General features: G+C 54.2%; 10 protein-coding genes and 1 CRISPR repeat array. Of the genes, 5 read left to right on the top strand and 5 right to left on the bottom strand.

Going from position 1 to position 13292, the window contains the following annotated elements; translation table 11 throughout:
• Both NQ012_RS13065 and ettA read left to right on the top strand, forming a co-directional pair.
• On the top strand, nt 1–150 hold a 150-nt coding region (locus NQ012_RS13065; RefSeq protein WP_257065795.1), incomplete at its 5' end, for an integrase core domain-containing protein.
• A 57-nt stretch (nt 151–207) separates the two neighbouring features.
• Nucleotides 208–1767: direct repeats of the CRISPR family, unit length 32 nt; unit sequence TCAGCCGCCTTCGGGCGGCTGTGTGTTGAAAC.
• Nucleotides 1768–2062: 295 nt separating this feature from the next.
• The gene (gene ettA / locus NQ012_RS08100) at nt 2063–3736 is read left to right on the top strand and encodes an energy-dependent translational throttle protein EttA (RefSeq protein WP_257067094.1); all 1674 of its coding nucleotides are present in this window, start codon (nt 2063–2065) and stop codon (nt 3734–3736) included.
• A 127-nt stretch (nt 3737–3863) separates the two neighbouring features.
• Here the strand turns inward: ettA and ccoP are convergent, their stop codons facing one another.
• From ccoP to ccoN, 4 genes are read right to left on the bottom strand one after another with little or no spacing between them, the layout of a single operon-like run.
• On the bottom strand, nt 3864–5258 hold the full coding sequence (gene ccoP / locus NQ012_RS08095; protein ID WP_257067092.1) for a cytochrome-c oxidase, cbb3-type subunit III: 1395 nt from the start codon (nt 5256–5258) through the stop codon (nt 3864–3866).
• A 29-nt stretch (nt 5259–5287) separates the two neighbouring features.
• On the bottom strand, nt 5288–5455 hold the full coding sequence (locus tag NQ012_RS08090) for a cbb3-type cytochrome oxidase subunit 3 (RefSeq protein WP_257067091.1): 168 nt from the start codon (nt 5453–5455) through the stop codon (nt 5288–5290).
• A 4-nt stretch (nt 5456–5459) separates the two neighbouring features.
• Nucleotides 5460–6071, bottom strand: a complete 612-nt coding sequence (gene ccoO, locus NQ012_RS08085) for a cytochrome-c oxidase, cbb3-type subunit II (protein WP_257067090.1) — start codon at nt 6069–6071, stop codon at nt 5460–5462.
• 25 nt (nt 6072–6096) lie between these two features.
• Nucleotides 6097–7533, bottom strand: a complete 1437-nt coding sequence (gene ccoN / locus NQ012_RS08080; RefSeq protein ID WP_257067089.1) for a cytochrome-c oxidase, cbb3-type subunit I — start codon at nt 7531–7533, stop codon at nt 6097–6099.
• Between the two features lie 322 nt (nt 7534–7855).
• Between ccoN and NQ012_RS08075 the strand changes: the two genes are divergently transcribed.
• The gene (locus NQ012_RS08075; RefSeq protein WP_257067088.1) at nt 7856–9601 is read left to right on the top strand and encodes a M61 family metallopeptidase; all 1746 of its coding nucleotides are present in this window, start codon (nt 7856–7858) and stop codon (nt 9599–9601) included.
• A 128-nt stretch (nt 9602–9729) separates the two neighbouring features.
• Nucleotides 9730–10176 (top strand): TIGR01244 family sulfur transferase, encoded by a 447-nt coding sequence (locus NQ012_RS08070; protein WP_257067087.1) that lies wholly within the window; start codon nt 9730–9732, stop codon nt 10174–10176.
• Between the two features lie 115 nt (nt 10177–10291).
• On the opposite strand, the gene NQ012_RS08065 is transcribed toward NQ012_RS08070, so the two are convergent.
• On the bottom strand, nt 10292–11857 hold the full coding sequence (locus NQ012_RS08065; RefSeq protein ID WP_257067086.1) for an inorganic phosphate transporter: 1566 nt from the start codon (nt 11855–11857) through the stop codon (nt 10292–10294).
• A 229-nt stretch (nt 11858–12086) separates the two neighbouring features.
• Here NQ012_RS08065 and NQ012_RS08060 point away from each other — a divergent pair, with 229 nt between their 5' ends.
• Entirely contained in the window at nt 12087–13190 is a 1104-nt protein-coding gene (locus NQ012_RS08060; RefSeq protein ID WP_257067085.1) for an anhydro-N-acetylmuramic acid kinase, read from the top strand.
• Nucleotides 13191–13292: the final 102 nt, after the last annotated feature.

The raw sequence follows: 13292 nt of genomic DNA, 5'->3' as shown, positions 1-13292 counted from the left end.
GACAAGCATCCGTTTAAGGATTCGGCACACCGGCAAAAAGAGTTATGTCGTTTTGTTAACTTTTATAACACCGTCAAGCCCCACAAGAGCCTGAAAGGCGACACCCCTTTTGAGGTTTTACAGGCTTATTTTTCTCAACCTGTTGTGTAAACAACCCGACCATTTCCTACACATAGGTTTTTACTTGCCTTACACCGTCATACAGGGTCAGCCGCCTTCGGGCGGCTGTGTGTTGAAACGCTGCCATTGCAGCCCGTAATTACACAAGCGCAATCAGCCGCCTTCGGGCGGCTGTGTGTTGAAACAATGGCCAAAAATACAATGACCTGTCATTGTTGGCTCAGCCGCCTTCGGGCGGCTGTGTGTTGAAACAAAGCCTACTCCCCCATCATCTCCATCAGTAAATCAGCCGCCTTCGGGCGGCTGTGTGTTGAAACAAACGCCGGACAAGAGCATTGAAATATCCACACCTCAGCCGCCTTCGGGCGGCTGTGTGTTGAAACAATACGCGCCCGAATCGGTCAGCACATCAAACGGTTCAGCCGCCTTCGGGCGGCTGTGTGTTGAAACGCCTATAACGCTGTAAAGGAGGTTTGAAATGTGGGTCAGCCGCCTTCGGGCGGCTGTGTGTTGAAACCATTTCGATTTGGCTGCGCCCGTTTGCTACCAAAGCTCAGCCGCCTTCGGGCGGCTGTGTGTTGAAACGGCAGGGTTTGCCCTTTCCCGAGCTTCAGACGGCTCAGCCGCCTTCGGGCGGCTGTGTGTTGAAACGGCCATGTCCAAAATAACGGCCAGCGGCAATTTCAGTCAGCCGCCTTCGGGCGGCTGTGTGTTGAAACCAGCCAACATTTCTGTTTCGTTGGCTTCGTAAAATCAGCCGCCTTCGGGCGGCTGTGTGTTGAAACCGCTTGCCGGAACTGCCGGAGCCGCGCTATTTGGAATCAGCCGCCTTCGGGCGGCTGTGTGTTGAAACTGTGTTGTCGCCGCCCGGAATCTCTTTCAGGCCGTTCAGCCGCCTTCGGGCGGCTGTGTGTTGAAACCGCCCTTGAGTGCGTTTTGAACCGAATCAAGCCCAGTCAGCCGCCTTCGGGCGGCTGTGTGTTGAAACGCCAATCACGGCCTGCGGGTGGTATTCCGACGCGTCAGCCGCCTTCGGGCGGCTGTGTGTTGAAACCAGCACCACATCCAACCCAAACGGCGCGGCTAATCAGCCGCCTTCGGGCGGCTGTGTGTTGAAACACATCAACACGCCCGCCGCCTGCGCCGCCGCGCACTCAGCCGCCTTCGGGCGGCTGTGTGTTGAAACACTCCGTTTGTTATAAAATACCGCCGCTTATCTGTCAGCCGCCTTCGGGCGGCTGTGTGTTGAAATAAAAAGAAGCCATTAATACTGCTGAATTGGATGCTCAGCCGCCTTCGGGCGGCTGTGTGTTGAAACCGGGTATTGGTACGGCAATTGGTGCCGCCCTCGTCAGCCGCCTTCGGGCGGCTGTGTGTTGAAACCCCGCACTATATCCGCTCAAGTGAAAAATCCCATCCCAGCCGCCTTCAGGCGGCTGTGTGTTGAAACAGCCAAACAACGATTTCTGCATCGATGAACTTGGCCAGCCGCCTTCAGGCGGCTGTGTGTTGAAACCGGCCAACGAAGCCGCCACCGTTGACAGCGTGACCAGCCGCCTTCAGGCGGCTGTGTGTTGAAACATGGGCGCGGACGCAGCGGTCGGTTACGGATTCGTCAGCCGCCCTCGGGCAGCTGTGTGGTGAAACAAATTTCGATGCAACATCCAATCCAAGAGATTGGCTAGCCGCCTTCGGACGGCTGCACGTTAAATTTATGAAAAATAGTAATCTTCAAAGATACTTAAGATTAATACTGCTAATCAACAGCTGCATGTATAAGCGGGAGATTCATGAGAAATATGTATTATTTAGCTACCGTACATTGTTTTTCAAAAAGATTTGTTCGGTTAAAATGTGTGCAAATTTTTAATGACAGTTTTCAGGCGGCCTATTAGGCTGTGTGAAGTTATATTTATCCATGCTTGAAATTTAAGAGATTGCTATGAGCCAATACGTTTATTCCATGCTGCGCGTGAGCAAAGTGGTGCCGCCGCAGAAAACCATTATCAAAGATATTTCCCTGTCGTTTTTCCCCGGCGCCAAAATCGGCTTGTTGGGTTTGAACGGTGCGGGAAAGTCCACCGTATTGCGCATTATGGCGGGTGTGGACAAAGAGTTCGAAGGCGAAGCGGTGCCGATGAGCGGCATCAAAATCGGCTATCTGCCGCAAGAGCCGGAATTAGATCCCGAAAAAACCGTGCGCGAAGAAGTGGAAAGCGGTTTGGGTGAAGTGGTGGCGGCGCAGAAACGCTTGGAAGAAGTGTATGCCGCCTATGCCGATCCCGATGCCGATTTCGATGTGCTGGCCGAAGAGCAAGGCCGTTTGGAGGCGATTATTGCGGCAGGTTCGTCTAGCGGCGGAGGGGCGGAACATGAACTGGAAATCGCCGCCGACGCGCTGCGCCTGCCCGATTGGGATACCAAAATCGGCGTGTTATCGGGTGGTGAAAAACGCCGCGTGGCCTTGTGCAAACTGTTGTTGAGCAAACCCGATATGCTGCTGTTGGACGAGCCGACCAACCACTTGGATGCAGAATCGGTGGAATGGCTGGAGCAGTTTTTGGTGCGTTTTCCCGGTACCGTGGTGGCGGTAACGCACGACCGTTATTTCTTGGATAATGCCGCCGAATGGATTTTGGAGCTTGACCGCGGCCACGGCATTCCGTGGAAAGGCAATTACTCTTCATGGTTGGAGCAGAAAGAGCAGCGTTTGGCCAATGAAGCCAAATCCGAAGCCGCACGCATCAAGGCGATGAAGCAGGAGCTGGAATGGGTGCGCCAAAACGCCAAAGGCCGCCAAGCCAAATCCAAAGCGCGTTTGGCGCGTTTTGAAGAGATGAGCAATTACGAATACCAAAAGCGCAATGAAACACAGGAAATCTTTATTCCGGTGGCCGAGCGGTTGGGTAACGAAGTGATTGAATTTGTGAATGTTTCCAAATCATTTGGCGACAAAGTGCTGATCGACGATTTGAGCTTCAAAGTGCCGCCCGGCGCGATTGTCGGCATCATCGGCCCCAACGGCGCGGGTAAATCCACTTTGTTTAAAATGATTGCCGGCAAAGAGCAACCCGACAGTGGCGAAGTGAAAATCGGCCAGACCGTGAAAATGAGCCTGATCGACCAAAGCCGCGACGGTTTGCAAAACGATAAAACCGTGTTCGACAACATCGCCGAAGGGCGCGATATTTTGCAAGTCGGCCAGTTTGAAATCCCCGCGCGCCAATACTTGGGCCGTTTCAACTTCAAAGGCAGCGACCAGAGCAAAATCGCCGGCAACTTATCCGGCGGTGAGCGCGGCCGTCTGCACTTGGCCAAAACCCTGCTCTCCGGCGGTAATGTGTTGCTGTTGGACGAACCGTCAAACGATTTGGATGTGGAAACCCTGCGTGCGCTGGAGGATGCTTTGTTGGAATTTGCCGGCAGCGTGATGGTGATTTCGCACGACCGCTGGTTCCTCGACCGCATCGCCACCCATATTCTGGCGTGCGAAGGCGACAGTAAATGGGTGTTCTTCGACGGCAACTATCAGGAATACGAAGCCGATAAGAAACGCCGCTTAGGTGAAGAGGGAGCGAAACCGAAACGTATCCGATATAAACCGGTAACGCGTTAATGGTTTAACCATCAAGCAGGCCGTCTGAAAAATATGGTTCAGACGGCCTGAGCAAATTTTGTAAAAGTTTCCGGATATATATAAAAAAGCCCTGAGAAAATCTCAGGGCTTTTGTAACGGATGGCAATCAGCCTTCAACCTTCACTTCTACACGGCGGCCTGCGGCGTTGTTGCCTTGGGCTGCTGTAGTATTTTCCGGTTTGCGTAATTCGATGTTTTTGGCATCAACGCCCTGCGACTTTAAGAAAGCTTCTACTGCTTGGGCGCGTGCTTTCGACAGTTTTTCATTGGCGGCTGCATTGCCGGTGCTGTCGGTGTAGCCGCTGACAACCAGTTTTTTGCCGTCTTTGCCGGCTTTAATCAGATCGGTCAGGATGGCGGCTGCGTTGTCGGCCACTTCGCTTTTACCGGTGGCAAAGTAGAAAGTGCCGACGGGTGTGCCGGATTGGGTGTCGTAAGTTACATCGGCCTTATCGGCGGCAGGTTCCGTAGAAGCAGAGGCAGCAGGTGCTGCGGAAGCTGCCGGTTCGGAAGCCGGAGTTGCGCTGGCAGACGCAGCAGCGGGAGCAGCTTCTGCGGGTTTGGCCGGTGCTTTGCCGTCTTTGTTAGACAAACCCCATACATAGGCGGTCATGATGTGCAGTTTGTCTTTATCCAAGAAACTGTCCCAAGCGGGCATTTGGTTGTGGCGGCCGTTGGTGATGGTTTCGATAATGGCTTTTTGGGTGCCGCCCCATAACCAGGTGTTGTCGGTCAGGTTCGGGCCTAAGCCTTGGATACCTTGGCCTTTATCGCCGTGGCAGGTGAAGCAGTTGGCAGGCGGGCCGTTAAACAGCAGTTTGCCGCGCTCGGCACGGGTTTCGTCGTATTGGTCTTTGCCCTTGGAGAGCGACATCACATAGTTGGCAACGTCTTTTACGCGCTCCTCACCTAAAGCAGGGCCCCAAGCGGCCATGGTACCGATACGGCCTTTTTGAATGGTTTCCTGGATTTTGGCAGGCTCGCCGCCCCACAACCAGTCGTGGTCGGTGAGGTTGGGGAAGCCTTTGGAACCTTTGGCATCGGAGCCGTGGCATTGGATGCAGTAGGTATCGAACAGATTTTTACCGATGCGTTGGGCTTGCGGGTCTTTGGCTACTTGTTCAATCGGCATATTGGCAAACTTGGCATACAGTTTGCCATATTGTTCGTCTGCTTTTTGAACTTCTTTTTCGTATTGGTTGGTGCTGCTCCAGTTCAGGTAGCCTTTGTAGTCACCCAGGCCCGGGTATAAAAACAGATAGGCTGCGCCGAAAATCCAAGTGGCGATATAGAGCCAAAACCACCAGCGGGGCAGGGGGTTGTTGTATTCTTCGATGCCGTCCCATGAGTGCCCCATGGTTTTAACGTCTTCGCCTTTGGGCGGTGCTTTGACTTTGTTTTGGGAAAGCAGAAGCCAAATCAAGCCGATGAAGCTGAGCAATACGATAACGGCAATGTATATGTTCCAGAAATTGCTGGTAAATTGGGAAGTTGTGTTCATTATTTGCTCCGTTGTCACGGGAAACCGGGTTAACGCCCGCTTTTTTCATTATCGGGGGTATCGTTGTCTTCCATGATGCTGTTGGCGGCATCATCGTAATTGCGCTTATTGCGTTTGTGCAGCACGATATACAGAACCAACATGAAGCTGACGAACACCCATACGGTAAAGAGCGAGCGCGCCCAGTTTATATCCATGATGTTACCTTACGTTTTTCAGTGCCAAACCCAAGCCTTGCAGGTAAGCAATCACAGCATCCAATTCTGATTTGTTGGCCAGTTCTTCGGGTGCTTTTGCGATTTCTTCGTCGCTGTAAGGTGTGCCGATTGCGCGCAGCGCTTTCATATGTTGTACGGTTGCTTCGGCATCGACTTTGTTACGCGCCAGCCACGGGAAAGCGGGCATGTTGGACTCGGGCACCACATCGCGCGGATTCAGCAGGTGGAGGCGGTGCCATTCGTCTGAATAGCGGCCGCCCACGCGGGCCAAGTCGGGGCCGGTGCGTTTGGAGCCCCATTGGAACGGGCGGTCATAAACGGATTCGCCGCCTACGGAGTAGTGGCCGTAACGTTCGGTTTCCGCACGGAACGGGCGGATCATTTGGGAGTGGCAGTTGTAGCAGCCTTCGCGAACATAGATATCACGTCCGGCAACTTGCAGGGCGGAGTAGGGCTTAACGCCTTTAATCGGCTCTGTTACCGACTTGGTAAAGAACAACGGCACAATCTCAATCAAAAGGCCGATGCTGATCACCACGAAGGTAAAAACAATCAACACGCCGACTTTTTCTTCGACTAATTGTTGTAATTTCATTTTGGTAGCCTGTCTTTCTTTTATCTTAGTGGTGTTGCGCTTGAGAAACGGCAGGAATTTCGGCATCAACGGGCTTGCCGCCGATAACGGTGCGGTAAACATTGTAGGCCATGATTACCATGCCGCTCAAATACAGCAGGCCGCCGGTAAAGCGAATCATATAGAAAGGCATACTGCGTTTAACCGATTCAACGAAAGAGTAGGTGAGTGTGCCGTCATCGTTCAACGCGCCCCACATCAGGCCCTGCATCACGCCGGAAATCCACATGGAGGCGATGTATAACACAACGCCGATGGTGGCAATCCAGAAGTGCGCTTCGATCAGTTTGGTGCTGTACATTTCTTTTTGGCCGAACAAGCGCGGAATCAGGTAGTAGATCGCGCCGATGGTAACGAAGCCTACCCAGCCCAAAGCGCCTGAGTGAACGTGGCCCACGGTCCAGTCGGTGTAGTGGCTCAATGCGTTGACGGTTTTAATCGACATCATCGGGCCTTCGAAAGTGGACATGCCGTAGAAAGAGAGGGAAACCACCAAGAATTTCAAAATCGGATCGGTGCGCAGTTTGTGCCATGCGCCGGATAAGGTCATGATGCCGTTAATCATACCGCCCCATGAAGGTGCGAACAGAATCAATGACAGCACCATACCCAAAGATTGGGTCCAGTCGGGCAGTGCGGTGTAGTGCAGGTGGTGGGGGCCTGCCCACATATAGGTGAAAATCAGTGCCCAGAAGTGCACGACAGACAAACGGTAAGAGTAAACCGGGCGGCCGGCTTGTTTGGGTACGAAGTAGTACATCATGCCCAAGAAAGCGGCGGTCAGGAAGAAGCCCACGGCGTTGTGGCCGTACCACCATTGAACCATGGCGTCGATGGCGCCCGAGTAAAGCGAATAAGACTTCATGGCGCCGGCGGGAATGGCCAGACTGTTAACGATGTGCAGCAACGCCACGGCCAAGATAAATGCACCATAGAACCAGTTGGCCACATAGATGTGTTTGATTTTCCGGGTGGCGATGGTGCCGAAGAACACGATGGCGTAGGCAACCCATACCAGCGCAATCAGGATATCGATCGGCCATTCCAATTCGGCATATTCCTTACCCTGGGTATAGCCCAGTGGTAGGGTGAAGACAGCCAAAACGATAACCAGCTGCCAGCCCCAGAAGGTGAAGGCAGGCAGCCATTTGCCGCCGAACAGGCGCACGTTGCAGGTGCGCTGCACCACGTAATATGATGTGGCGAACAAGCCGCAGCCGCCGAAAGCGAAAATCACCGCATTGGTGTGCAGCGGGCGCAGGCGGCCGAAGTGGAACCAAGGTCCGATGTCTGCAAGGTTGAGGGCGGGCAGGAACAGCTGGGCGGCGATAATCACCCCCACCAGCATGCCCACGATACCCCAAACTACAGTCATGATGGCAAATTGGCGCACCACCTTGTAGTTATATGTTTGCGTTTCCATAAGGGTCTCCATTAAACATGGCAATTTACACTTATCGGTTTGCTCCGGCTTGCTGAAACACACCAAAGATACACCCGATTTTTCTTAATTTAACACCGAGTTGTTGCGCGGATAGGCAATTTACGGCAGCTTAACCCGTGCATTCTAAATCAAAACCCGTGCCGTACCAAGCCGAATCGGCATAAAACCGCAATTTTTACCGAGCGGGGCGGGTTGATTTCGGCCATATTTTGTTAGATTATAGATTCACTACATAAAGTTTCTTGACATAAGTCAAATTTACTCAATCAGCCATACAAACTTTAACCGTGCCGGTAATGCCATGATCCAATACACCCTCACCCCCGAACCAGCCGCCCATTTGTGGCGCGTTTGTCTGAGTTTTTATTCAAAAGATAACCGTCCTTTACAAATCAAGCTGCCCAATTGGGTTCCGGGCAGTTATCTGATTCGGGATTTTTCGCGCCACATCATCGGTATCGAGGCCAGTTGCAATGGCCGGCCGGTTGTGTTGGAACAGGTGTCGAAAAACGAATGGACGGTTGAAAACCAAGGCGGGAAGTGGCAAATTCACTACACTGTTTATGCGTTTGACTTATCCGTGCGCGGTTCGTTTTTGAGCGCGGAGCGCGGATTTTTCGACGGTGCCTGCCTGTTGCTCCGGGTGGAAGGATACGAAAACCGGCTACATCAGATTACTTTTCCGCAATTGCCCGAAAGCTGGCAGATTGCCACAACAATGCCGGCTGCGGGCGGGCATACTTTTCAGACGGCCTCTTATGCCGAACTAATCGATTATCCGTTTGAGCTGGGTGTGTTTGAAACCTTGCACTTCGAGGCTTGCGGTATTCCGCACCGCATCGTTTTGAGCGGGCATTACCGTGATTTCGACCGCGGCCGTTTGCTCGGCGACGTGCAGAAAATATGTGCGGCCGAGTTGGAAATGTTTGCCGGCGCGGCACCGTTTCAAGAATATCTGTTTCTGCTGCATGTGGGCGATAACATTTACGGCGGTTTGGAGCACATCAGCAGCACGGCGCTTTTGGCCGACCGCAACAGCCTGCCTGCACACGGTATGGGCGGGCCGGACGATGCCTATATCCAGCTGCTGGGGCTGTTCGGCCATGAGTATTTCCATGCGTGGAACGTAAAATCCATCAAGCCCGCCGCGTTTGAGCCTTACCGCTTGGACAGCGAAAGCTATACCGAGCAGTTATGGGCGTTTGAGGGCATTACGTCTTATTACGACGATCTGTTTTTAGCCCGCAGCGGCGTGATTGCGCCGGAAGCCTATTTGAAACTGCTGGCGCAGGGCATCACCCGCGTACAGCAGGGTAAAGGCCGTCTGAAACAGACTTTGGCGCAATCAAGTTTTACCGCGTGGAACAAGTTTTACAAGCAAGACGAAAACAGCCCCAACGCCATCGTGAGCTATTATCAGAAAGGCGCGTTGGCGGCGCTGTGCCTGGATTTGCAGATTCGCAGCAAAAGCGCGGGCAAACACAGTTTGGACACGGTGATGCAGACACTCTACCGCAACTGGCGCGAAAACGGCAAAGGCATCGAGGAGCGGCAATGGCAGGCATATTGCCAAGAAATCACCGGCTTGGACTTGAACAGTTTTTTTCAGACGGCCCTATATTCCACCGACGACCTTCCCCTGCAAAGCAGCTTGGAGTTTGCGGGCGTGAGGTTGGAATGGCTGGCTGCGCCGCGCAGCCACGGCGGCGGCTTGGGCGGCGGAGAAGTGATGCAGCCGGCAAGCGATTTGGGCGCACGTTTCAAGCAGGATAACGACGGCATTACCTTAACCCATGTGTTCAACGGCGGCAGCGCCGAGCAGGCCGCGTTGTGTCCGAAAGACAAAATCATCGCCCTAAACGGCTTTGCCTGCACAGCCTTCGAGAAGCAGTGGGCGCAGTTCGATATAGGTGAAACCGTGCATATTCACTATTTCCGCCACGGCGTGTTGCATGAAACCGATTTAACCGTGCAGGCGGCGGAGGCCGATACGGCCATTCTGCATATCGCCGACCGCAGTTTGCTGGCGCAGTGGTTGGGTGTGTAGCGGCGGAATGGTAAGCGGTTTTCAGACGGCATGAACGGCTTGCGAAAGCATTTGGCCGTCTGAAAATATAGTGGTTGAAATTTAAGCCACTAAAAAACAGATTGAGAAGATTTGAAAAGGAGCAACCGATGAATATCTGCAAACTGGCCGAAGGGCTGTATATCGCCCCCCAACTCACCCAAGCCGATGCGGCCGATGCGGCGGCATTGGGCATACGCAGCGTGATCTGCAACCGCCCCGACGGCGAAGCCGACGACCAACCCGCCTTTAACCAAGTGCAACAATGGCTGGCCGAGGCCGGTATTGAGAATACGGTGCACCAGCCCGTGGTTGCGCCCGCAATCAGCGGGCAGGACACCGCCCGTTTTCAAGCGTTGCTGAACCAAGCCGAAAAACCGGTTTTGGCATATTGCCGCACAGGCACGCGCAGCGCTTTGCTGTGGGCCTACCATCAAGTGCAAAACGGTTTGCCGGTGGCGGAAGCCGTTGCCGCGGCCAAGCAGGCGGGCGTGGACTTGGCCAACTTCGAGCAACGTTTGCAGGAAGCCGCAGCAAACGGTTTGCCCGATAAATAATGCTGCGAACCGTTTTGTTTCCTGGGGCTGCATCATAGTATAACCCGCTAACCGGCAATAAAAAACCGCGTAACTTCAAACATAAAGTTACGCGGTTTTTTGTTTGCGCCGGAAATCAGAACAAGGTGCGCAGAATCAGGAAGCACACTACCGACAACACGGCGGCGGCGGGCAGGGTGATCACCCAAGCCAGGCCGATGGGTTTCATCAGCGCCCAGTTGGCGTTGCGGTTCACCAGGCCGATACCCAAAACGGCGCCGACCAAAATGTGGGTGCTGGATACGGGCAGGCCCATCAGCGAAGCCAGCATCACCACCGAAGCGGCGGCCAGCTCGGCGGCAAAGCCTGAAGAAGGGTGCATTTCGGCCAGGCTGGTGCCCACGGTTTGAATCACTTCTTTGCCGATAAACCACAGGCCGACAATCAGGGCGATACCGAAAGTGAGCATGGCAACGGGCGGCACGGGGGCTTGGGTGCCGATGTCGCCGGTACGCAAAACATCCATAATCGCGGCAAACGGGCCGATGGCGTTGGCAATATCGTTGGCGCCGTGGCTGAAGGCGAAACCGGCGGCGGTAAACACCTGCATCCAGCTGAACATCAAGAAAGTGGATTTGCCCAAATCTTTGCGTTTGAGGGTTTTGGCGTAGATGAACGTGGCCATCCAGATGGCGGCGCCGATCATGAAGATGGTGAGGTAGCTGCTCACATTGCTCATGCCCAGATGCAGGTTTTTCAAACCTTTGAAAATCAGCATGGCGGCGATCATCATGCCGCCTAGAGAGGCGATGATCGGCACCCAGGAATGCAGGGCTTTGTAGGCGTCGATGCCGCTTTTGCGGTGATCGATATCGTATAAGCCTTTATAGTAGGAAGATTCCAGCTCGGAGGGGTCTAAATCGGTTTCGCCGTAAATCTGCGCATCACGGGCCATGGCAGAGGCACATTCGATTTTGGCGGATTCGTCGAGGCCTTCAAAGTATAGGCGGTGCTGTTCTTTAAAGGCTTTCTTTTCCTGTTTGATGGCTTTCAGGCTTTCTTCGGCTGAGGTATTGTAGTCTAAAACGTGCTTTTTAATCTGTGAAAACAGAATATAGGAAACCAAGCCGCCGAGCACGGGCGAGAGCACCCACGAAACGGCGATTTCACCCAAGTTGCCCCATTGGATTAAAGAAAACGTATTGCCGTCGCCGCTGATCATGCCCAAGCACAGCGCGCTGCCGACGATGCCGCCGATAATGGCGTGGGTGGTGGACACGGGAAAGCCTTTTTTGGTGGCGAACAGCAGCCACAGGGCGGCGGCCAACAGCGCCGACATCATGATATAAACAAACTGCATCGGCTCGAGGTGCATCTCGTTCAGATCAACAATGCCTTTGCGGATGGTGTCGGTTACTTCGCCGCCGGCAATCACCGCGCCGCTCACCTCGAAAATGGCGGCAATCAGCAGCGCCTGCGGAATGGTGAGCGTGCCGGCGCCCACGCTGGTGCCGAACGAGTTGGCCACGTCGTTACCGCCGATATTGAAGGCCATAAACACGCCGAACAGCGTGGCCAGCAGAAACAGCATGGTGTGGTTGTGGTTGGTGTAGCCCAAGCCCCAGAAAATAAAATAGCCGACCATGCCGATCAGCAGGGCGGCAAAAGCAAAGTTGATTTTTTGTATGGAGGATGAGTTCATTTCGGTGTGAACCTCGGGTTATAAAAAAGGAATGCAGGACGTTGCGCCGCAGGCGTGCCCGTTGATAAAAAATAACGCCGCGGGGCGGCAACTTTTACGTTCTTAACGTTTATTATAAAGCTATTGCCGCATTGCGTCATGAAATACTTGGCCGGTGTTTTATACCGGCATTTTATCGGCGGCAGTCAAATCGGTTACAATTGCAGCTTTTTCAGACGGCCTCAAAACCATGAACGAACAACTTTATATCGGCTTGATGTCCGGCACCAGCATGGACGGCGTGGATGCCGTGCTGGTGCGTATGGCGGGCGGGCGCTGGCTGGCTGCCGAAGCCCATGCCTTCCTGCCTTATACGGACCGTTTGAAAAGCGAACTGATCGATTTGCAGAACACGGGCTTCAACGAATTGCACCGCAGTATGCTGCTGGCGCAAGAACTCGGCGGATTATATGCACAGATTGTTACAGCTTTATTACAAAACGAGCGTCTCGCCCCGCAAGATATCACCGCCGTCGGCTGCCACGGCCAAACCGTCCGCCACGCCCCCGAAAGCGGTTACAGCATACAGCTTGCCGATTTGGCGCTGGTGGCCGAAACAAGCGGCATTTTAACCGTGGGCGACTTCCGCAGCCGCGACTTGGCGGCAGGCGGGCAGGGTGCGCCGCTGGTGCCCGCGTTTCACGAAGCCCTGTTCGGCAGCCCGCACGAAACGCGCGTGGTGCTCAACATCGGCGGCATCGCCAACATCAGCGTGCTGCCGCCCGGCGAAGCGGCCTACGGTTTCGACACCGGCCCCGGCAATATGCTGATGGATGCGTGGGTGCACCATGTCTGGCAGCAGCCTTACGACGAAAACGGTGCCAAAGCCGCAGAAGGCAAGGTGTTGCCCGATTTGCTCGCGCAATGGCTGGCGCACCCCTATCTTGCCCGGCCGTATCCCAAGAGCACCGGCCGCGAGCTGTTTTCCCTGCCGTGGCTGCTGCCGCAGCTTTCAGACGGCCTCAACCCGCACGATGTGCTGAAAACCCTGCTCGAATTTACCGCGCAAAGCATTTACGACGCCGTAACCGCCGCCGCACCCGCCGCCCGTAATATTTATGTGTGCGGCGGCGGTATCCGCAATACGGCGCTGATGGAAAGCCTGAACAAACGCTTTGCCGCCGGAGGCGTTAACCTGCACAGCACCGCCGCGCTCAATCTCGACCCGCAATGGGTGGAAGCCGCCGCCTTCGGTTGGCTCGCCGCGGCCTGGGTAAACCGCCTGCACGGCAATCCTTACCGCGCAACAGGCGCACGCGGGCCGCGCGTTTTGGGTGCGGGCTATCCGGCCTGAAAAGCTTTTGCAAAAATCAAAAAAACGTTATCAAAAATATATGCGTCATACTCGGGCTTGACCCGAGTATCTTTTTGTTTCAAAAGAAATAGCAGATACTCG

Source organism: Neisseria dentiae (assembly GCF_024580525.1).
Classification (GTDB): Bacteria; Pseudomonadota; Gammaproteobacteria; order Burkholderiales; family Neisseriaceae; genus Neisseria; species Neisseria dentiae_A.
This window is presented reverse-complemented; position numbering and strand designations above follow the sequence as displayed.

Excerpts from the sequence above, each read along its gene's own strand:
- ettA (WP_257067094.1), top strand. The coding sequence starts at position 2,063 with ATGAGCCAATACGTTTATTCCATGCTGCGCGTGAGCAAAGTGGTGCCG.
- ccoP (WP_257067092.1), bottom strand. The coding sequence starts at position 5,258 with ATGAACACAACTTCCCAATTTACCAGCAATTTCTGGAACATATACATT.
- NQ012_RS08090 (WP_257067091.1), bottom strand. The coding sequence starts at position 5,455 with ATGGATATAAACTGGGCGCGCTCGCTCTTTACCGTATGGGTGTTCGTC.
- ccoO (WP_257067090.1), bottom strand. The coding sequence starts at position 6,071 with ATGAAATTACAACAATTAGTCGAAGAAAAAGTCGGCGTGTTGATTGTT.
- ccoN (WP_257067089.1), bottom strand. The coding sequence starts at position 7,533 with ATGGAAACGCAAACATATAACTACAAGGTGGTGCGCCAATTTGCCATC.
- NQ012_RS08075 (WP_257067088.1), top strand. The coding sequence starts at position 7,856 with ATGATCCAATACACCCTCACCCCCGAACCAGCCGCCCATTTGTGGCGC.
- NQ012_RS08070 (WP_257067087.1), top strand. The coding sequence starts at position 9,730 with ATGAATATCTGCAAACTGGCCGAAGGGCTGTATATCGCCCCCCAACTC.
- NQ012_RS08065 (WP_257067086.1), bottom strand. The coding sequence starts at position 11,857 with ATGAACTCATCCTCCATACAAAAAATCAACTTTGCTTTTGCCGCCCTG.
- NQ012_RS08060 (WP_257067085.1), top strand. The coding sequence starts at position 12,087 with ATGAACGAACAACTTTATATCGGCTTGATGTCCGGCACCAGCATGGAC.